Genomic DNA, 19,564 nt, shown 5'->3' on the forward strand with positions numbered 1-19,564 from the left:
AGCGCGAGCTGCTCGCCGCGCGGGCCGAGCGGGACGCGGCCGGGGGGCGCAGCGACAGCATCCCGGCGGCCCTGCACGAGGCGCGCGGAGCGCTCGCAGAGGCGGCGGGGCTCACCATCGACGAGCTGCCGTTCGTCGGGGAGCTGATCGAGGTCCGTACCGAGTTCGAGCCGTGGCGCGGGGCGTTCAACCTCGCCCTCGGCGGGTTCGCGACGACGCTGCTGATCGACACCGAGCACCTCGCACGCTTCCGCACCGCCATCGACTCGGTCCGCACCCGCGTCCGGGTCCGCTACGAGGGCGCGCACACCGGGCTGCCGACCGCGTCCGGTGCGGATCCGCGCCGCCTGCCCGGCCGCCTCGACCACCGTGACTCTCCGTTCACCGGGTGGCTGCAGGACCGACTCGCCCAGCGCTTCGACTTCGTGTGCGTCGACTCGGCGGCGGAGCTCTCCCGTCACGCCGACGCGCTCGCGGTCTCGGGGCAGATGTCGCAGGGATCCCGCGGCGCCCACGGCGGGCACGGCACCGCGAACGTGCTCGGGTTCTCGAGCGCGGGGCGGCTCTCCGAACTGGACGCGCGCATCGCTGAGCTCTCGAGCGACCTCGGTGCGGCGGAGGCCGAAGCGACCCGCGCGGCCGCGGCGCTCGACGCGCTCGATGCGCGGCACGAGGCCTACGGCAAGATTCGCGACACCGACTGGTCACGGGTCGATCTCGTGTCCGTCGAACGGGAGCACGAGCGGTGGACTCGGATCATCGGAGAGGTCGCCGAGGGCAGCCCCGAGATCGCGGGCCTGCAGAAGCAGATCGCGGAGGCCCGCAAGAAGGTCGCGCGGTTGCAGCAGGAGACCGGGCGGGCGAAGGGAGTGCAGGAGCGGATCGCCGAGCGCTGGGCCGACATCACCGACGAGGTCGACGCCGCGCAGATCGCCGTCGAGCGCGCCGAGGACGCCGGTTCCGAGCTCTCGGGGGCCGAAGCGGCCTACCTCGACGAGCGTTTCGCCGGTCCCGAGGCTGAGTCCGAGGAGGGCGCCAGCCGCGCCGACGCGCTGCTGCGCTTCGACGCGGCGCTCGATGCCGCGGGCAAGCGCCTGATCGATGATCAGCGCGCCGCGCAGGACACGCTCGTGGATCAGCGAGACGCGCTGCGACGCACCCTCGAGGGGTTCCTCGAGAGCTGGCCGAACCCGAATCTCCGGGCGGATCCCGACACCTCGATCGGCGACTTCGAGCATCTGCTGGCCGAACTCGAGGCGAGCGGGCTGCACGAGCTGGAGGCGGAGTGGCGCGACAGCCTCGTGAATCTCTCCGGCAACGACCTCACCAACCTCGACTCCGCGCTGGGCCGCGCACTGCGCGAGATCCGCGATCGGATCGAGCCGGTGAACCGGATCATGCAGGATCTGCCGTTCTACGACGACGAGCACCGCCTGCAGATCATCGCCCGCGAGAACCAGTCCGAGGCGCGCAGGCGGTTCCGACGGGAGCTGCGCGAGGTGCGCGGCCTGATCGACGCCGCTTCGAGCGATGCCGAGCGCGCGCAGTCTTACGAGCGCATGGCCCGGCTCATCGGCCGGATCCGTCGCTCGGCTCCCGACTTCGCCGAGCTGATCGACGTGCGCAACCACGTGCGCATCAGCGCCGAGAAGATCCACGCCGACACCGGCGAGCACGCGGCGCTGTACGACCACATCGGCGAGAAATCTGGCGGTGAATCGCAGGAGCTCATCGCGTTCATCGTCGGTGCCGCGCTGCGGTACCAGCTCGGCGACGCGGGATCGGAGCGCCCGCGCTACGCGCCCGTGTTCCTCGACGAGGCGCTGATCAAGGCCGACGCCCACTTCACCCGCCGCGCGATCGGCGCCTGGCGCGGGCTCGGCTTCCAGCTGGTGATCGGCGCGCCCAACGACAAGTACAGCGCGATCGAGCCCCACGTCGACGTCGAGTACGACATCCTGAAGGACACGAAGGGCCGGTCCTGGGCGAAGCCGAAGGTGGGCCTGCCGCACGGGGCCTGACCGCGTCCGACGGGCGCCGACGCGCCGTGAACGGCCGTGATTTCCGGCGGTTTCGGAGCGTCACCACGGAAAAGTCGGTGGTCGAACGTACCCTCGAAGCATGGCCAGCAAGACTTCGACGCGCGGAAAAGCGGGGTCCTCCAGCACAGGATCCCGCTCGCGCGCAACCGCGAAGACCACGGTGCTGGAACCCGTCGAGACCGAGGGCGTCGTCGCGCGCGCCTGGCGCGGCCTCGGGCACGTCGTCGGCGGTGCCGCGCGCGCCTTCCGCATCGAGCCCATCGCTCCGGAGGACCGGCGCGACGGCATTCCGCTGCTCCTCGTGCTGCTCGCGATCGCCGGCGCCGTGGTCGAGTGGTTCCTCATCGGCAATCCCGTCGCCGTCCAGCTCGACGCCTGGAGCTTCGGCGGCCTCTTCGGCCGGGTCGCCTTCGGGCTGCCCATCGTCATGATCGGCTTCGCCTTCTGGCTGTTCAACAAGCCGTCGAGCGTGCACGACAACCGCCGCATCGCCATCGGCATCAGCCTGGCGGTGCTCAGCATCGCCGCGCTCTGTCACGTGCTCGGCGGGCAGCCGCAGCCGAAGAACGGCATGGTCGCGCTCGCGAGCGCCGGCGGGCTGCTCGGCTGGATGCTGGGCGCACCGCTCTCGTACCTCACGCTGTGGGTCGCCGTGCCCGTGCTGTCGCTGCTCGCGGCGCTGTCGCTGCTCATCATCACGAAGACGCCGCCGGCCCGCATCGGCGCCCGCATGGGGGAGGCCTACCGCTACCTCTTCGGCGCACCCGAGAAGGAGCCCGCAGCAGACGCAGCGATCGAGTCCGCGCCCAAGCGTTCGCGCAAGAGCAAGGCGCGCGACGACGACACGCTCTTCGACATCGAAGAAGAGATCCCGTCCGGCGGCGAGCTGCCCTGGTGGCGGCGCAACTCGTCCGGTCGCGAAGAGGACCCCGACTACTCGAGCGACGCCCAGGCCATCGACGAGGTGCTCGACGGCGCCCCGAGCACTGACGACCGCACGCACGCCTTCGACACGGCGTTCGCGGGCGGCGAGACGACCGAGATTCCCGCGGCGGAGGCGAACGACGGGTTCCCGACCGGCCTCTTCGACGAGCTCGACCAGGCCGAGGCCGCGGTCGCGGCATCGGGCGCCTCCGCGGCGTCCGGGCTCGGTGACGACTCGCCGAGCGATTTCGTCGCCGACTGGCAGGCTGACGAGACCCCGGCTCTGGCCCCCACGACGCCGTTCGCGGTGGCGCCCCCGCACGTGCCGGCCGTGGCCCCCAGCTACCTGCTGCCCGACCAGGGCACGCTGAGCGCGGGCGACGCGCCCCGTACGCACACCGATGCCAACGACCAGATCATGGCTGCGATCGCCCGCGTGTTCGAGGAGTTCAAGGTCGACGCCCGCGTTTCGGGCTTCTCGCGCGGCCCGACGGTGACGCAGTACGAGGTCGAGCTCGGCCCCGGCGTCAAGGTCGAGAAGGTCACCGCGCTCTCCAAGAACCTCTCCTATGCGGTCGCCTCCAACGAGGTGCGGATCCTCTCGCCGATCCCCGGCAAGAGCGCGATCGGCATCGAGATCCCCAACAAGGACCGAGAGAACGTCGCGCTCGGCGACGTGCTCCGCTCGGCGAAGGCCCAGCGCAGCACCCACCCGATGACCATCGGCGTCGGCAAGGACGTCAAGGGCGGCTTCGTCGTCGCCAACCTCGCCAAGATGCCGCACCTGCTCGTCGCCGGTGCGACCGGTTCGGGCAAGTCGAGCTTCATCAACTCGATGATCACGAGCGTGCTCATGCGCGCGACGCCGGCCGAGGTGCGCATGGTGCTCGTCGACCCCAAGCGCGTGGAGCTCACGGTCTACCAGGGCGTGCCGCACCTCATCACCCCCATCATCACGAACCCCAAGAAGGCGGCCGAAGCGCTGCAGTGGGTCGTGAAAGAGATGGACATGCGCTACGACGACCTGGCGAGCTTCGGCTTCCGCCACATCGACGACTTCAACGACGCCGTGCGCTCCGGATCGATCATCCTGCCCGAGGGCAGCCAGCGCGTGCTCAAGCCCTACCCGTACCTGCTGGTCGTGGTCGACGAGCTCGCCGACCTCATGCTCATCGCCCCGCGCGACGTCGAGGACTCGATCCAGCGCATCACGCAGCTCGCCCGTGCGGCGGGCATCCACCTGGTGCTCGCCACCCAGCGTCCGTCGGTCAACGTCGTCACCGGCGTCATCAAGTCGAACGTGCCCAGCCGGTACGCGTTCGCTGTGGCCTCCGGCACCGACTCCCGCGTCATCCTCGACGAGGTCGGCGCCGAGCGACTGATCGGCCAGGGCGACGGCCTGCTGCTGCTCAACGGCGAATCCACGCCGATGCGCGTGCAGGGCGCCTGGGTCAACGAATCCGAGATCGCGAAGGTCGTGGCGCACGTCAAGGCGCAGGCCCAGCCCGAGTACCGGGCCGACGTGGCGCAGACGGTCGAGAAGAAGGAGATCGACGAGGACATCGGCGACGACCTCGAGGTGCTGCTCGCGGCGGTCGAACTCGTGGTCTCCTCGCAGTTCGGCTCCACCTCGATGCTGCAGCGCAAGCTCCGCGTCGGTTTCGCGAAGGCCGGCCGCCTCATGGACCTGATGGAGTCCCGCGACATCGTGGGCCCGTCCGAGGGTTCGAAGGCCCGCGACGTCCTCGTTTCGCCCGAGCAGCTGCCCGAGGTCCTCGCGCGGCTCCGCGGCGACGCGCCTCCCGCGGGGGCGGTCCCGGTTCCTCCTGCGGCACCGCCCGCGGCGCCGCAGGCCGCCGAGCCCGACCCCTACGACGATCCGATCGGACGCCACCAGGCCGGACTCGAAGAGGTCGAGGCCGACGACGACGAGGACGCCTGGAGCTTGACGGGCCGGGACTGAGCGGGTCCTCCCGCAGACGCGAACGCGATGCCGCGGGCAATGCCTCGGCATCGCGTTCGCGTCTACGGGGATGGCGCGCGATGCCCGAAATCCCGTGCGCCCTGCTAGCGTCGAGACGACGACCCCCCCCTCCGAGAGCGAGAGACCACCGTGAGCGATACGAATCAGCCGGGTTCGCCCGACGGCGCCGTCCCCGAACCGCAGCCGGTCGCACCGGACCCCTCCGAGGCGCAGCCCGCCGCTCCGATCGTGCCCGAGCCCGTGGCCGCCCCTGAGCCGCCCGCCGCGCCCGCTCCGGAAGAATCGGACCCGATCCGGCAGTGGGCCGCCCCCGCGGTGCCGGCTCAGGCCGATCCCGCGCCCCCGGCGCTCCCCGTCGTGGACCCTGCTCCGCAGTGGGCGCCGCCGGCCGTGCAGACCCCCGCGATCCAGGACCCGGCGATGCCGGTTCCCGCGGCGCAGGTTCCCGCGATGCCGGGTGCCGACCCCGCCCAGCAGTGGATCCCGCAGCCCGGGGCCCCGGGTGCGCCCGGAGCTCCCGGGGCCCCCGGCGCGCCGTATCCCGCAGCCGGCGCACCTCCCGTGAAGCGCGGGCTGCCGAAGTGGGCCCTCTGGCTGATCATCGGCGGCAGCGCGGCGATCCTCGCGATCATCGCGCTCGTCGTCGTGCTCGTGGTGGTCGTCTCCTCCGGCGGCCCGAAGGGGACCGCGAGCGACTACCTCTCCTCGCTGTCGAGCGGCAAGGTCGCCGCGGCGAACAAGATCGCCCGCGTCGACGGCGACAAGCGTCTCGCCGTCCTCGAGTCCGACGCGTACGCCAAGTCGAAGCATGCGACCGACTACGAACTCACCTCGATCAGCCAGGTCAACGATCGGGCGCTCGCTTCGACGACCTACAAGGTCGACGGATCGACCGTGCGGGGCACTTTCGAACTGCGCAAGGACGACAAGGGCTGGTACGTCTCCCGCGGCCTGACGGATCCGCTCCCGCGCGTCTACGGATCCAACGGGGCCGACGCCTACCGGCTGCCCGGATACGACGGCCTCATCACGAACGACCTCAGCCTGGAGGCCTACCCCGGCGTCTACACCGCGGAACCGCCGAACAAGTACTTCGAGTTCAGCGAGCCCTTCGTCTTCGAGATCGGCAGCGAAGGGGCCTCCGGGCTCAACACCCCCAAGCTCGTGCCGTCGCAGGCGATGGCGGACGAGATCGACGCGCAGCTGAAGACGCACATCGATGAGTGCCTCAAGTCGGTGACCGATCTGTCCTCCGTCCGCAAGTGCGGCATCTCGGGCTACCCGTCGAAGGTGTACGACGTGAAGAAGGCCACGGTATCGGTGAAGTCCTACCCGAAGGTCGAGCTCCAGCAGTACTCCTACGAGCTGAAGGAGAAGGGGGCCGCATCGGTCACCTTCACCGGCAAGGCGATCGGGGGCGGCGAAGGGTCCGAGACGCTCGACGTCGACTTCTCGCGGCTGATCTTCCGGCCGGTGTTCGAGGACGGCAAGCTGTCCATCACCTACTACTGAGACGCGCAGCGGACCAGGCAGTGAGCGGAGCCACGGAATGAGCGGAAGCGACACCCCCGAACGCGTTTCGAACTGGAACGCGCCCAACATCATCACCGGGGCGCGGATCCTCGCGACGCCGTTCTTCATCTGGATGCTGCTCGCCGACCACGGGCAGATGGGACCCTGGCGCTGGGCCGCCGGCGCCTTCTTCGTGCTCGCGATCGCGACCGACGCCTGGGACGGCTATCTCGCCCGCTCCCGCGGGCTCGTCACCGATCTCGGCAAGCTGCTCGACCCCATCGCCGACAAGTTCCTCACCGGAGGAGCCTTCGTCTGCCTCTCGATCCTCGGCGAACTGCCGTGGTGGATCACCGCGCTCGTGCTGATCCGCGAGGTGGGGATCACCGTGCACCGCCTGTTCGAGGCGCGCGAGGTGGTGGTCGCGGCGGCGTGGATGGGCAAGCTCAAGACCATCGCGCAGTCGGTCGCGATCCCGCTCGCGATCTTCCCGTTCCCCGAACTGCTCGGTTCCTGGATGCACGTGGTGAACATCATCGCGATGTCGATCGCGGTGATCCTGACGGTCGCGAGCGGTATCGACTACGTCGTCAACTTCGCCAGGCTGCGCCGTGACGCGGCCGCGGAGGGGCGCGCGGAACGATGACCGATGCGGGCGAGGTGATCGCGGCCGCCCGGCGTTCCGGGCAGCGGATCGCCGTCGCCGAATCCCTCACGGGCGGCTGGTTGTGCTCCGCACTCGTGTCGGTCCCCGGGGCATCGGCGGTGGTGCTCGGCGGTGTGGTCGCCTACGCGACGCCGCTGAAGGCCGCGCTGCTCGGGGTGGATCCCGAGCTCCTGCGGGTGCGGGGGCCGGTGGATTCCGAGGTCGCGGAGCAGATGGCGCGCGGGGTCCGTTCGGCGTGCGCGGTCGACGGCCGCCCCGCGGAGATCGGCATCGCGACCACCGGCGTGGCCGGGCCCGATCCGGACCCGCAGACCGGGCAGCCCGCCGGCACGGTGTGGCTGGGTGTGAGCTCAGCGGCGGGGGAGCAAGCCGTGCGACTGCGGCTCGATGGGGATCGCGGGGCGATCCGGGAAGCCGCGGTGCGAGCCGGGATCGAGACGCTCGGCGCGTTGCTGGGCGAGGGGCTCGACCCGGGAACGACGCATTCCCGCTGACTTGAGTCGACTCGGCTCATATTCAGGTGATATTCAGGAATAGTCGGGGAGTCGCGCCGGTTGTTCACAGTGACGCTCGGCAGACTTGAAGCGTCACCCGCTCGGAGAAGACCATTCCGGGCAGGTAGTGTGGAAACGTGATCCTCGGATCGCGGATGCAATAAGGAGGACGCCATGGTGCTGGTTCGTCAGGAGATCGGTGACGTGCTGCGAGACTTCCGCCTGCAGAAGGGCCGGACCCTGCGACAGGTCGCCGGTGAGGCGAGCGTGGCGCTGGGCTATCTCAGCGAGGTGGAGCGCGGGCAGAAGGAAGCCTCGAGCGAGATCCTCGCCGCGGTCGCCGACGCGCTCGATACGCCGCTGTCGGTCATCTACGGCGAGGTGAGCGATCGCCTCGCGGTGGTCGAGGGCCTCAGCGTGCCGCTCGCGTCGCGCGTACCGGACACGGTGCCCGCAGACCTGGTCTCGGGCTACGCGTCCGAGCTGATGGCTCGCTAGTCCGATCTGATCGTTCGAGGGCGTCCGGCCGTTCGCGGCCGGGCGCCCTCTTCATGCCGAGGGGGAGCGATGCGCCTGAGCGAGTTCCAGCGTGCGATGCGCGAGGAGTTCGGCGACGCCTACGCGGGGGTGCTCATGCGCGACCACTGGCTGGTCGCGCTCGACGGCACCGCCGACGCGGCGATCGAGCGCGGAGTTCCCGCGCGAGACGTCTGGGCCGCGGTCTGCGAGGACCTCGACGTGCCTCCGTCCCGCCGCTACGGCAGGGGTCTCCGAGACCCGCAGCGCTGAGCGTGCGGCCCCGCGCGGTCGGCGACACGCCGCCGCACTATCGAATGTGTGTTCGAATATTGCTATCGTCGTCCCCAGATGGATTCGGTGCCTTTCGGGCTCCGGGAGCTGTGATCTCCGACGTGAATGTCGGTGGCTGCTTCTAGTGTCTGAACACGAAGCCATCACGCCTTGTCGAGGAGCAACCGAAGGTTGTTTCGCACGACAGCCGATAGGCGGCAGAGCAGGCGGATTCCGCCCGAGCAGAAGGAGCACACCATGGCAGCAAACGATCGCGAAAAGGCCCTCGACGCGGCACTCGCGCAGATCGATCGTCAGTTCGGCAAGGGCGCGATCATGCGCATGGGCAGCCAGGAGCGCGCTCCGGTCGAGGTGATCCCGACCGGTTCGATCGCACTGGACGTCGCGCTCGGCATCGGCGGGCTCCCGCGCGGCCGCATCGTCGAGATCTACGGCCCGGAATCCTCGGGCAAGACCACGCTCACGCTGCACGCGATCGCGAATGCGCAGCGCGCCGGCGGTATCGCCGCGTTCATCGATGCCGAGCACGCACTCGACCCCGAGTACGCGCAGAAGCTCGGCGTCGACATCGATTCGCTGCTCGTCTCGCAGCCCGACACGGGTGAGCAGGCGCTCGAGATCGCCGACATGCTGATCCGTTCGGGGTCGGTCGACCTCATCGTCATCGACTCGGTCGCGGCGCTCGTGCCGAAGGCCGAGATCGAGGGCGAGATGGGCGACAGCCACGTGGGTCTGCAGGCCCGACTCATGTCGCAGGCGCTCCGCAAGATGACGGGCGGCCTGAACCAGACCAAGACCACCGCGATCTTCATCAACCAGCTCCGCGAGAAGGTCGGCGTCTTCTTCGGCAGCCCCGAGACGACCTCGGGCGGCAAGGCGCTCAAGTTCTATGCGTCGGTCCGTCTCGACATCCGCCGCATCCAGACCCTCAAAGACGGCCAGGACGCGGTGGGCAACCGCACCCGAGTCAAGGTCGTCAAGAACAAGATGGCTCCCCCCTTCAAGCAGGCCGAGTTCGACATCCTCTACGGTGTCGGCATCTCCCGCGAGGGCTCGCTCATCGACTTCGGCGTCGAGCACGGTCTCGTCAAGAAGAGCGGCTCCTGGTACACCTACGACGGCGATCAGCTCGGGCAGGGCATGGAGAACGCGCGCCGCTTCCTGATCGAGCACGCGGACGTCGCCGCCGAGATCGAAGAGAAGATCCTGGTGAAGCTCGGCGTCAACGGGCGCACCGAGGCCGACGCGACCGCGGTCGAGGGCGGCGAAGCCGCGGACGACGTACGCATCGGGGCCTGAGCATCATGGCGGTTCGCTTTCTGCCGCCTCCCGAGGACCGGTCGGCGGCAACCGCCGCCGACCGGGGCGACCTCGCCGAGGTGATCGAGTTCCGTTCGCGGCTCGGCAGCGCCTCCGCGTCCGGCGGGCAGAGCGGGGCGACCGAAGCCGAGGCAGAGGCCGAAGCCGAAGTCGATCCTGAGGCGTCGCGCGAAGCGGCGGCCGCGGCTCCGAGCCCTCGGAGCAACGTTGTCGAGGCCGCGTTCGGGCGCAACACCGCCGGCTCGCGGCGGGGCGGCGGAACCGGTCGCGGCACCGCTTCCGAAACGGCCGACGTCGACGCGCGCGAGGCTTCCGAAGAGACCGACGACGGTCCGAGCCGCACGGCGAACGAGGACGCGGTGCGCCTCCTCGCTCGCCGGGCCCGGTCCAGCGGCGAACTGCGGGGCGAACTCATCGCGCTCGGACACGACCCGAACGAGGTCGACGACGTGATCGACGAGTTCGTGCGGAGCCTCTACCTCGACGACCTGGGCCTGGCACGGGTCGTCACGGAGAAGCTGCGCGAGAGCAAGCGGGCGAGCCGGGCTCAGATCCGGCAGAAGCTGCGCGAGCGCAAGTTCGAGGACGAGGCGATCGAGACCGCGCTGGGCGAGCTCGACGACGACGAGGAGTTCGCGCTGCTGCGTCGTACCGCGCTCGAGCGCGCGCGGCGTCTCGGCGGCGTCGACCGGCAGACCGCCGAGCGTCGACTGCTCGGCTTCCTCGCACGGCGCGGGTGGTCGGGCGAGCCCGCCGTTCGTGCGGTGCGCGATGCGCTCGACGGCACCGGCGCCCGCTCCGCGGGATCCCGCCCCTCGGGCGGCCGCGGATCGAGCGTTCGCTTCGAATAATCGAGCGTTCGCTTCGACGAGGCGGGCACGGGCGGTCCTTGCGCGCGCGACGTCCTCGGTAGACTCTGAGCATGTCAACCGTCGTCTCCGAACCCACTGAGATCGCACCGTCGCCCGCCGCAGTCCGGGCCGACGGCACCCCGCGCAGCTACGCGGTGCGCACCTTCGGATGCCAGATGAACGTGCACGATTCCGAGCGCCTCTCCGGCTCGCTCGAGTCCGCGGGCTACGTGCGCAGCGACAGCGATGACGCCGACGTGATCGTCATCAACACCTGCGCCGTGCGCGAGAACGCCGACAAGAAGCTCTACGGCACGCTCGGCGCCCTCGCCGGGGTCAAACGCGAACGCGACGGCGGCATGCAGATCGCCGTCGGCGGCTGCCTCGCGCAGAAGGACCAGCACACCATCGTCGAGAAGGCCCCCTGGGTCGACGTCGTGTTCGGCACCCACAACATGGGATCCCTGCCCGCACTGCTTGAACGCGCCCGCCACAACGACGAAGCGCAGATCGAGATCCTCGAAGCGCTCGAGACCTTCCCCTCCACGCTGCCGACCAAGCGCGACTCCGCATCGAGCGGCTGGGTCTCCATCTCCGTCGGCTGCAACAACACCTGCACCTTCTGCATCGTGCCGGCCCTCCGCGGCAAAGAGAAGGACCGGCGGCCCGGCGACATCCTCGCCGAGGTGCAGGCGCTCGTCGACGACGGCGCCATCGAGGTCACCCTGCTCGGCCAGAACGTCAACACCTACGGCGTCGAGTTCGGCGACCGGCAGGCGTTCGGCAAACTGCTCCGCGCCATGGGCGAGATCGACGGGCTCGAACGGGTGCGCTTCACGAGCCCGCACCCCGCCGCGTTCACCGACGACGTCATCGCGGCCATGGCCGAGACCCCGAACGTGATGCCGTCGCTGCACATGCCGCTCCAGTCGGGCAGCGACCGCGTGCTGAAAGCGATGCGCCGCTCCTACCGCAGCACCAAGTTCCTCGGGATCCTCGACCGCGTGCGCGAACAGATCCCCGACGCGGCGATCACCACCGACATCATCGTCGGCTTCCCCGGCGAGACCGAAGAGGACTTCGCCGAGACCCTGCGCGTCGTCGAAGCCTCGCGATTCTCCAGCGCCTTCACCTTCCAGTACTCGATCCGCCCCGGGACCCCCGCCGCCACCATGGAGGACCAGATCCCCAAGGCCGTCGTGCAGGAGCGCTACGAACGCCTCGTCGCGCTGCAGGAGCGTCTCTCCCTCGAGGAGAACGAAGCTCAGATCGGACGTCGCATCGACGTGCTCGTCTCCGTGGGCGAGGGCAAGAAGGACACCGCCACGCGGCGCCTGTCGGGCCGCGGCGAAGACAACCGCCTCGTGCACTTCGCTCTCCCGGAGGGCGCCGAGGAACCCCGCCCGGGCGACGTCGTCACCGTGGGCGTGACCGCCGCCGCACCCCACTTCCTCATCGCCGACGACACCTCGGGCTACTCGGTGCGACGCACCCGCGCCGGTGACGCCTGGGACCGTCGCCAGGCCGAGAGCTGCGGCGTTCCCGCTCCGAGCTCCGCCGGCGCCGCCCGGCAGGTCGGCCTCGGCATCCCGACCATCCGGACCGCGTGACCGACTCGCCCGCCCCGGAGCGTCCGCGGATCTGGGCCGTCGTCGGCGCGACCGGCACCGGCAAGACCGCCCTCTCGCTCGATCTCGCCGAACGGCTCGCCGCCGCCGGCACGTCCGCCGAGATCGTGAACGCCGACGCCATGCAGCTCTACCGCGGCATGGACATCGGCACGGCGAAGCTCCCCGAGGCCGAACGCCGGGGGATCCCGCATCACCTGTTCGACGCCGTCGACCCCCGCGAGGAGGCGACCGTCGCCTGGTACCAGCCGACGGTCCGGCGGACGATCGAACAGGTGCTCGGGCGCGGCCATCACGCGATCCTCGTCGGCGGATCCGGGCTCTACGTCTCGAGCGCGATCTTCGACTTCCGCTTCCCGCCGAGGGACGATGCGCTGCGGGCCGAGCTCGAAGCACGGCTCGACCGCGACGGAGTCGGTCCGCTGCTCGACGAACTGCGCGGGATCGCCCCCGAAGTGGCCGACGCCGTCGACGCCAGGAACCCGAGACGGGTCGTCCGCGCGCTCGAGGTCGCACGGCTCGGCGGCGACGCCCAGGTCGTGCTGCCGGACGCCCCGGAGCTCTGGCGACCCGAGGCGGGCGACGGCACCCGGATCATCGGCGTGCACTGCGAACGCGCGGAGCTCGTCGAGCGGCTCGACCGTCGCGTGGAGCGGATGTGGGCGGACGGCCTGCTCGACGAGGTCCGCGCGCTGATCCCGAGAGGGATCGAGCAGGGCAGGACCGCCGGCCGAGCGATCGGGTACGCCCAGGCGCTCGCGCAGATCGCGGGACGCACGAGCGAAGCCGAGGCGATCGCGGAGACCCAGGCGCTGACCCGCCGCTACGCGCGGCGCCAGGTCAGCTGGTTCAAGCGGTATCCGGGGATCGAGTGGTTCGACCGGCCCGAGGTCGACCGGATCGCGGGGCAGGCGGGCTGATCCCGGCATCCGCCGCGGCGTCGCGGCGTCGCGGCGACGCAGCGACGCAGCGGGCGTCGCAGCGCGGCCGGACCCGCTGCTATCGTTCCCGCATGGACGCGCGCATTCGAACCTTCGCCGAACCCGATACCGAAGCGGTCGTCGCGCTCTGGGAGACCTGCGAACTGACCCGTCCGTGGAACGACCCGCGCGCCGACATCGCCCGCAAGGCCACGGTGCAGCCCGAGCTGTTCCTCGTCGCCGAGCCGCACGCATCGGGCGGCATCATTGGGTCGGTCATGGCGGGCTATGACGGGCACCGCGGCTGGCTCTACTCCCTGGCGACGGATCCGGCTCACCGCGGGCAGGGGATCGCCCGCGCCCTGGTGGCGGAGGCCGAACGGCGGCTCGAGGCCATGGGATGCCCGAAGGTGCAGCTCATGGTGCGCGTCGGGAACGACCGGGTGCACGGGCTCTACGACGCGCTCGGCTACGGGACCGACGACGTCCTTGTGCGCAGTCGGAGGCTGATCGCGGATTCCTGATCGCGGATTCCAGAGCCGAAGCCCGGCGCGCGGATCAAGGCCCGATCAGGGACCGATCAGAGGTCGATCCCGAACCTGCGTGCATGCAGCGCGCGCACCTCGTCGGCGAGCTCGGGAGCGGGGCCGGCGACGGGCACACCGGGAGCGACGGATCGGATCGGCAGCAGCGCGATGGGGGCCTGCGGGATCCGCCACTCGGCCGACCAGGCGGCGTACTGCTCGGTGCTCGTCGCGTAGACGATCTTGCCCAGCCCGACCCAGGCGTGCGCGGCCGAGCACATGGCGCAGTGCTCGCCCGAGGTGTAGGTCACGCTCGCGGAACGCTCCTCGGGGGTGAGGTGCTCGGCGGCCCACCGGGCGATCTCGAACTCGGGGTGCCGGGTGGCGTCGCCGTGCTTCACCCGGTTCCGATCCTCGAATCGCACGGTTCCCGCGGGATCGACGAGCAGCGAGCCGAAGGGCTCGTCGCCGTCCTCGAGCGCCTCGCGGGCGAGTTCCACGCAGCGTCGCAGGTGCACGAGATCTTCGGGCGTCAGCGCGTCCGGGACGGAGTCGGTCATGCCGTCACGCTAGCATCGCGCGCATCGATCCGGCACGCAGGAGCCAGCCCTAGACTGGGATCATGACGACCCTCGCGTTCACCAAGGGCCACGGCACGGGCAACGACTTCGTGCTCTTCACCGACCCCGAGGGGGAGTCGCCGCTCACCCCCGAGCAGATCGCCGCGATCTGCGACCGGCGCTTCGGCATCGGTGCCGACGGCGTGATCCGGGCGGTCCGATCCCGGGCGCTCCCCGAGGGGGCCGCGATCCTCGCCGAGGAGCCCGAGGCCGAGTGGTTCATGGACTACTGGAACGCCGACGGAACCCCCGCGGAGATGTGCGGCAACGGCATCCGGGTCTACGCCCACTACCTCATCACCGAGGGGCTCGTCGCCCCCGAGCGGCGCGATACGCTGCCGATCGGCACACGCGCGGGCGTGAAGGACGTGCTCGCCGGGGTCTCGGGCTACACGGTGGATCTCGGCCGTTGGCGGCTCGCGCCCGAGCGGCTCGTCGCGGCGAGCGGGCTCGACGTCGCACGGCCCGGCCTCGGCATCGATCTCGGGAACCCGCACGTCGTGGTCGCCCTCGCAAACGGCGGAGAGCTCGACGGGCTCGACCTCGCCAAGATCCCCGCGCTCGATCCGCTGCCCGAATCCGGGGCCAACGTCGAATTCGTCGTCCCCGAGGATCCGCTGCTCAAGAACGGTGTCGCGCACATCCGCATGCGCGTGCACGAGCGCGGTGTCGGCGAGACGCTGTCCTGCGGGACCGGGACCGCGGCCGCGGCGCTCGCGTTCCGCCACTGGGGCGGCGATGGGATGCCGAACCACTGGAGCGTGGAGGTACCGGGCGGACGGCTCGGCGTGCGCATGTTCCCGACCGAGGAGGGCGAGCACGTCTCGCTCAGCGGGCCGGCCGAACTGGTCTATCGCGGCGAGATCGACCTCTCGACGCTCTGATAACCCGGGCGGGTCTCCGGCGCACCGGGCGACTCCCGGACCCCGGAACGCCGAAGGGCGGTCCACCCCGAGGGGCGGACCGCCCTTCGGCGTTCAGCGGAGTGCGACTACTGGCAGGCCAGGTAGTCCTCCATCAGCGCCGAAGCGAGATCGCTCGACACGCTGCTGTAGTCCTTGAGCGAGTCCGCCGAGGGGTTCTCGAACAGGTTCGCGATCTTCTGGTAGAGATCCTTGTGCGCGCCGGTCGCGGCGTTCGCGAGCGCCTTGTAGTCGTCGATGGTGGTCTGGTCGGCCTTGCCCGTCGACGGGTCGATGGTCGGGGTGCCGGCCTGCACCTTGTCGAGGGCCGCGCAGAACTCGGCGGACTGCGAACCGCTCGACGCGGACTCGCTGGGGGTCGACTCGGTGGTCTCGGTGGGGGCGATGCTGGTCTGGCTGTCCTCGTACTGCTTCTGCGCCTCGGACGCCGCGGTACCGACGATGGCCGCACCGGTGACGAGGGTCACGATGAGGATGATCGTCGCGATGATGCCGCTGGCGACGCTGACGTAGCCGATGATCGTGCCGGCGAGCGCGAAACCGCGTCCGCGGCTGCCGTCGCGCTTGATCTGCTTCAGCGCGATGTGGCCGCAGATCACGCCGACGAGACCGACGAAGAACGAACCGATGAACGAGACCAGCGCGAGCGGGTTCATGGGCGTCTGGGGCGCGGGAACCTGGGCGCCGGGCTGCTGCTGGTACGGGGGCACCGGGGCGCCGGGGCCCTGCGGCGGAACCGGAGCGCCGGCGACCGGAGCGGGCTGCGGGGCGGGAGCCGCCGGCGGCACCGGTGCGCCCGCGACGGGAGCGGTCTGCGGGAACTGCACGGTCGGCTGCTCCGAGGCGACCGGGGGAACCGGCGGCACCGGGGGAACGGCGGGTGCGCTCGGCGCCGCCGGAGCGGGCGGCACGGGGGTCTGGGGCGCCTGGGGCTGGACGGGCGGCTGGTTCGGAGCCTGGTTCTCGGGCTGCTCGGGGGTCGTCACGATGCGATCTCTTCCGGGTCTGAGGGGGCGCCCGACGGGCGCGGATTTCGTTGGCGGGGAGAAAGAGAACACACCGGTTCGGCCCTGTCCCCGCAATGAGTGTATGCGGAGAATTCCACTTCGCGCAGCCGGGAGCAAAGCAAATCGAATATCGTGCGTGAAATGCGTCGCGAAGTAAGTTGCTCATTCAATTGAATGGGCAAGGAAAGTCACTCCGCGGAAAGCGCGGAGCGGTGGATCACCAGCAGTCGGCGCCGTCCTCCGTGAGCGCGTTGTCGGCGTCCGCCTGGAGCTGCTGCTTCTCGGCCGCGGTGAGCTTCGAGGTCCCGGACAGCATCGCGATGTAGTCGGTGTAGAGCTTCTGATGGGTCTCGGGCGCGATCTCGGCGACCTTCTTGACCGAGTCGATCAGCGTCTGCGGAGCCGGCTCGCCGATCACGTACGCGTCGACTTCGTCCCAGTAGGTGCTGAGCGCGTCGCACAGGGGCTGGTCCGCGGGGGTCGGGGTCACCGATTCCTCGCTGTACGGGACGGAGCCGCCCTCGTCTCGGAGGTGGGATTCGGCGTTGCCCGCAGCGACGCCGATCGCACCGACCGCGAAGACGCCGAAGAGGATCAGGAACCCGACCGCGATCAGCTCGAACGCGAGCGTCACGTAGCCGATGATGGTGCCCGCCAGCGCGAATCCGTGCCCGCGTTCGCCGCTGCGCTTGATCTGCTTCAGCGCGATGTGGCCGCAGATGATGCCGACGAGGCCGATGAAGAACGAGCCGATGAACGAGACGAGCGAGAGCGCGTTGAGAGGCGCCTCGGGCTGCGGCTGGAACGGGGGCTGCGCGGGCCCGGGGTACGGGGGCTGCTGCTCGGAGAAGGGAGCGCTCGTCGTCGCATCCGGGAGCCCGGTCTGGCTGGGGTCCTGCGGCGGGAACAGGTTCGACATCGTCTGTCCTTCGAGTTGCGGCCCCGGCGACTTCCGGGCGCTCGGGATCAGTCTAGGAGTGCGGGCGGTGCGGCGCTCTCAGGGAACGCGGAGTGGGGATTCCGCGGGTCAGTCGCGCTGCGCGCGGAGCACGTGGAATCCCTTGTCGCGGGCCATGCGATCCACCGCGAGCTCGGGGAAGGTCTCGCCGATCCAGCGCTGCAGGGAGTCGGCCCCGAGGTGCTTCGCGACGACCAGGTAGGCGGTGCCGCCCGGCGCGAGGCGCGGGAGCCAGGTGCCGAGGATCTCGTGCAGCGCCGCCTTGCCGACGCGGATGGGCGGGTTCGAGCGGATCTCGTCGAAGCGGAGATCGCCCGGCACCGCGTCGGGGGAGGCGATGCGCACGGTGCCGAGGTCGAGCGCGCGCGCGTTCTCCGCCGCGAGCGTCCGCGCCCGCTCGTTGACGTCGATGCCCCAGACCTCCGCGTCGACGCCCGCCGCTGCGGAGGCGAGCGCCGCATCGAGCGCGATGGGCCCCCAACCGCATCCGATGTCGAGCACGCGCCCGGCGGGCGGGGCGGCGGCGAGGGTGCGCAGCAGCACCTCGGTGCCGCGATCCAGATGCTCGGGGCTGAACACGCCGCCGGCGGTCCGCACCGTGCGCTCCGCACCGCCGAGCATCGCCCGGATCTCGCGGGGGCGCAGGTCGCTGTCGGGGGACTCGCTGAAGTAGTGGCCGCTCATGCCCGGGACGCTCGCAGAAGGGGAAGTGCCATGGCCGAGAGCCTACCGGCATGCCCGCACGCCCCGGCCGCGGACGCTCTCGGCGAACGGGCCTGGTCGGGCGGCCGGGCGCGCCGTAGACTGGTGCCCGCATGACGAAACGCATTTCAGAGGATCCGGGCACCGACGTCACCGATCCCATCGAACGAATCCTGGCTCGCGCGAGCGGCTCCGGCTCCACCGGAGCGACGGTCATCCGCGACGGCGGTGTCGAGAACCTGACGGGCGGCGCGCAGGCGCTCGGCGACGAGGCGCACGATCAGCTCTCCGCCGACATCGACGCGATCCGCCTGGAGCGCGAGCAGCGCGCCTCGCTGCGCCGCGTTCCGGGGCTCTCGACCGAGCTCGAGGACGTCACCGAGGTCGAGTACCGCCAGCTGCGGCTCGAGAACGTGGTGCTCATCGGGGTCTACCCCCAGGGCAGCCTCGACGACGCCGAGAACTCGCTGCGCGAGCTCGCCGCGCTCGCCGAGACGGCGGGAGCGCAGGTGCTCGACGGCCTGCTGCAGCGGCGCCCGCACCCGGACAAGAGCACCTACCTCGGCAAGGGAAAGGCGCACGAGCTCGCCGAGCTCGTCGCGAGCGTCGGCGCCGACACGGTCGTGGCCGACACCGAGCTCGCGCCCAGCCAGCGGCGCGCGCTCGAGGACGTGGTGAAGGTCAAGGTGATCGACCGCACCGCGGTGATCCTCGACATCTTCAGCCAGCACGCGAAGAGCCGCGAGGGCAAGGCGCAGGTAGAGCTCGCGCAGCTCGAGTACCTGCTGCCGCGCCTGCGCGGCTGGGGCGAATCGATGTCCCGCCAGGCCGGCGGCCAGGTTGGCTCCGGCGGTGCGGGCATGGGATCGCGCGGCCCCGGCGAGACCAAGATGGAGCTCGACCGGCGCAAGATCCACACGCGCATGGCGAAGCTGCGCAAGCAGATCGCGGGCTTCGCACCCGCGCGCGAGGCCAAGCGGGCCAACCGCAAGCGCGGCGAAGTGCCGTCGGTCGCGATCGCCGGGTACACGAACGCCGGCAAGTCGAGCCTGCTCAACCGTCTGACGGGCAGCGCCGCGCTCGTGCAGAACCAGCTGTTCGCCACGCTCGACACGACCGTCCGGCACGCCGAGACCGCCGACGGGCGCACGTTCACCTACAGCGACACCGTCGGCTTCGTGCGCAACCTGCCGCACCAGCTCGTCGAAGCCTTCCGGTCCACCTTCGAGGAGGTCGGCGACGCGGACGTCGTGCTGCACATCGTCGACGGCTCGCACCCCGATCCCGAGTCGCAGCTGCGCACCGTGCGCGACGTGATCGCCGAGGTCGACGCCCAGGGCATCCCCGAGATCGTCGTGTTCAACAAGTCCGACCTCATCGACGACGCCCAGCGGCTCGTGCTGCACGGCCTCGCGCCCGACGCGGTGTTCGCGTCCGCGCGGACGGGCGAGGGCCTCGAGGAGCTGCGCGCGCGCATCGACGTGGCCCTGCCGGTCCCGGACCGCGAGGTCGACGTCGTGATCCCCTACGACCGGGGCGACCTGGTCGCGGAACTGCACGAGCGCAACCGCGTGCTCGAGACCGAGTACGTCGAGACCGGCACCCGGGTGCGCGCCTTCGTGACCGGCGAGACGGTGGCGAAACTGGAGCCGTTCCTGCGCGCCGGATAGCGGATCGG

The 19,564-nt window shown here is 70.7% G+C and carries 18 protein-coding genes; 14 read left to right on the forward strand and 4 right to left on the reverse strand.

The genetic code is table 11. The features are described 5' to 3' along the window. From XM48_RS10890 to XM48_RS10945, 12 genes are all read left to right on the forward strand, one after another. Positions 1–2,021 (forward strand): ATP-binding protein (locus XM48_RS10890; RefSeq protein WP_046455852.1); only part of this gene is annotated, 2,021 nt, incomplete at its 5' end. A 100-nt stretch (positions 2,022–2,121) separates the two neighbouring features. Beyond that, positions 2,122–4,929: a DNA translocase FtsK gene (locus XM48_RS10895; RefSeq protein WP_046455853.1), complete on the forward strand. Its 2,808-nt coding sequence runs from the start codon at positions 2,122–2,124 to the stop codon at positions 4,927–4,929. Between the two features lie 150 nt (positions 4,930–5,079). Further along, positions 5,080–6,462, forward strand: coding sequence for a hypothetical protein (locus tag XM48_RS18650; protein ID WP_046455854.1), 1,383 nt, complete (start codon positions 5,080–5,082; stop codon positions 6,460–6,462). Between the two features lie 37 nt (positions 6,463–6,499). Next, complete coding sequence (pgsA, locus tag XM48_RS10905) at positions 6,500–7,108, forward strand: CDP-diacylglycerol--glycerol-3-phosphate 3-phosphatidyltransferase (protein ID WP_046455855.1); 609 nt, start codon at positions 6,500–6,502, stop codon at positions 7,106–7,108. After that, positions 7,105–7,623: a CinA family protein gene (locus XM48_RS10910; protein WP_046455856.1), complete on the forward strand. Its 519-nt coding sequence runs from the start codon at positions 7,105–7,107 to the stop codon at positions 7,621–7,623. The genes pgsA and XM48_RS10910 overlap by 4 nt, the downstream gene beginning before the upstream one ends. A gap of 174 nt (positions 7,624–7,797) precedes the next feature. Next, positions 7,798–8,121 (forward strand): helix-turn-helix domain-containing protein, encoded by a 324-nt coding sequence (locus XM48_RS10915; RefSeq protein ID WP_046455857.1) that lies wholly within the window; start codon positions 7,798–7,800, stop codon positions 8,119–8,121. 69 nt (positions 8,122–8,190) lie between these two features. Continuing rightward, the gene (locus XM48_RS10920) at positions 8,191–8,412 is read left to right on the forward strand and encodes a DUF3046 domain-containing protein (RefSeq protein WP_046455858.1); all 222 of its coding nucleotides are present in this window, start codon (positions 8,191–8,193) and stop codon (positions 8,410–8,412) included. A 258-nt stretch (positions 8,413–8,670) separates the two neighbouring features. Beyond that, positions 8,671–9,732, forward strand: coding sequence for a recombinase RecA (gene recA, locus XM48_RS10925; RefSeq protein ID WP_046455859.1), 1,062 nt, complete (start codon positions 8,671–8,673; stop codon positions 9,730–9,732). A 5-nt stretch (positions 9,733–9,737) separates the two neighbouring features. After that, entirely contained in the window at positions 9,738–10,604 is an 867-nt protein-coding gene (locus tag XM48_RS17030) for a regulatory protein RecX (RefSeq protein ID WP_052961456.1), read from the forward strand. A gap of 71 nt (positions 10,605–10,675) precedes the next feature. Continuing rightward, positions 10,676–12,214 (forward strand): tRNA (N6-isopentenyl adenosine(37)-C2)-methylthiotransferase MiaB, encoded by a 1,539-nt coding sequence (miaB, locus tag XM48_RS10935; RefSeq protein ID WP_046455860.1) that lies wholly within the window; start codon positions 10,676–10,678, stop codon positions 12,212–12,214. Further along, positions 12,211–13,152: a tRNA (adenosine(37)-N6)-dimethylallyltransferase MiaA gene (miaA, locus tag XM48_RS10940; RefSeq protein ID WP_046455861.1), complete on the forward strand. Its 942-nt coding sequence runs from the start codon at positions 12,211–12,213 to the stop codon at positions 13,150–13,152. The genes miaB and miaA overlap by 4 nt, the downstream gene beginning before the upstream one ends. Positions 13,153–13,244: 92 nt before the next feature. Continuing rightward, positions 13,245–13,676, forward strand: a complete 432-nt coding sequence (locus tag XM48_RS10945; protein WP_046455862.1) for a GNAT family acetyltransferase — start codon at positions 13,245–13,247, stop codon at positions 13,674–13,676. Between the two features lie 56 nt (positions 13,677–13,732). Here the strand turns inward: XM48_RS10945 and XM48_RS10950 are convergent, their stop codons facing one another. Then, positions 13,733–14,236 (reverse strand): nucleoside deaminase, encoded by a 504-nt coding sequence (locus XM48_RS10950; protein ID WP_046455863.1) that lies wholly within the window; start codon positions 14,234–14,236, stop codon positions 13,733–13,735. Positions 14,237–14,298: 62 nt separating this feature from the next. Between XM48_RS10950 and dapF the strand changes: the two genes are divergently transcribed. After that, positions 14,299–15,180: a diaminopimelate epimerase gene (gene dapF, locus XM48_RS10955; RefSeq protein ID WP_046455864.1), complete on the forward strand. Its 882-nt coding sequence runs from the start codon at positions 14,299–14,301 to the stop codon at positions 15,178–15,180. Between the two features lie 107 nt (positions 15,181–15,287). Here the strand turns inward: dapF and XM48_RS17965 are convergent, their stop codons facing one another. From XM48_RS17965 to XM48_RS10970, 3 genes are all read right to left on the reverse strand, one after another. Then, on the reverse strand, positions 15,288–16,205 hold the full coding sequence (locus XM48_RS17965; RefSeq protein WP_052961457.1) for a DUF4190 domain-containing protein: 918 nt from the start codon (positions 16,203–16,205) through the stop codon (positions 15,288–15,290). 238 nt (positions 16,206–16,443) lie between these two features. Beyond that, on the reverse strand, positions 16,444–17,145 hold the full coding sequence (locus tag XM48_RS10965; protein ID WP_046455865.1) for a DUF4190 domain-containing protein: 702 nt from the start codon (positions 17,143–17,145) through the stop codon (positions 16,444–16,446). Between the two features lie 108 nt (positions 17,146–17,253). Continuing rightward, complete coding sequence (locus XM48_RS10970) at positions 17,254–17,868, reverse strand: class I SAM-dependent methyltransferase (RefSeq protein ID WP_046455866.1); 615 nt, start codon at positions 17,866–17,868, stop codon at positions 17,254–17,256. A gap of 131 nt (positions 17,869–17,999) precedes the next feature. On the opposite strand from XM48_RS10970, the gene hflX reads away from it, so the two are divergent. After that, positions 18,000–19,556 carry a GTPase HflX gene (gene hflX / locus XM48_RS10975; protein WP_046455867.1) on the forward strand — a complete coding sequence of 519 codons (1,557 nt, stop codon included), beginning with the start codon at positions 18,000–18,002 and terminating at the stop codon, positions 19,554–19,556. Positions 19,557–19,564: the final 8 nt, after the last annotated feature.

The organism is Leucobacter sp. Ag1, from assembly GCF_000980875.1.
Classification (GTDB): Bacteria; Actinomycetota; Actinomycetes; order Actinomycetales; family Microbacteriaceae; genus Leucobacter; species Leucobacter iarius.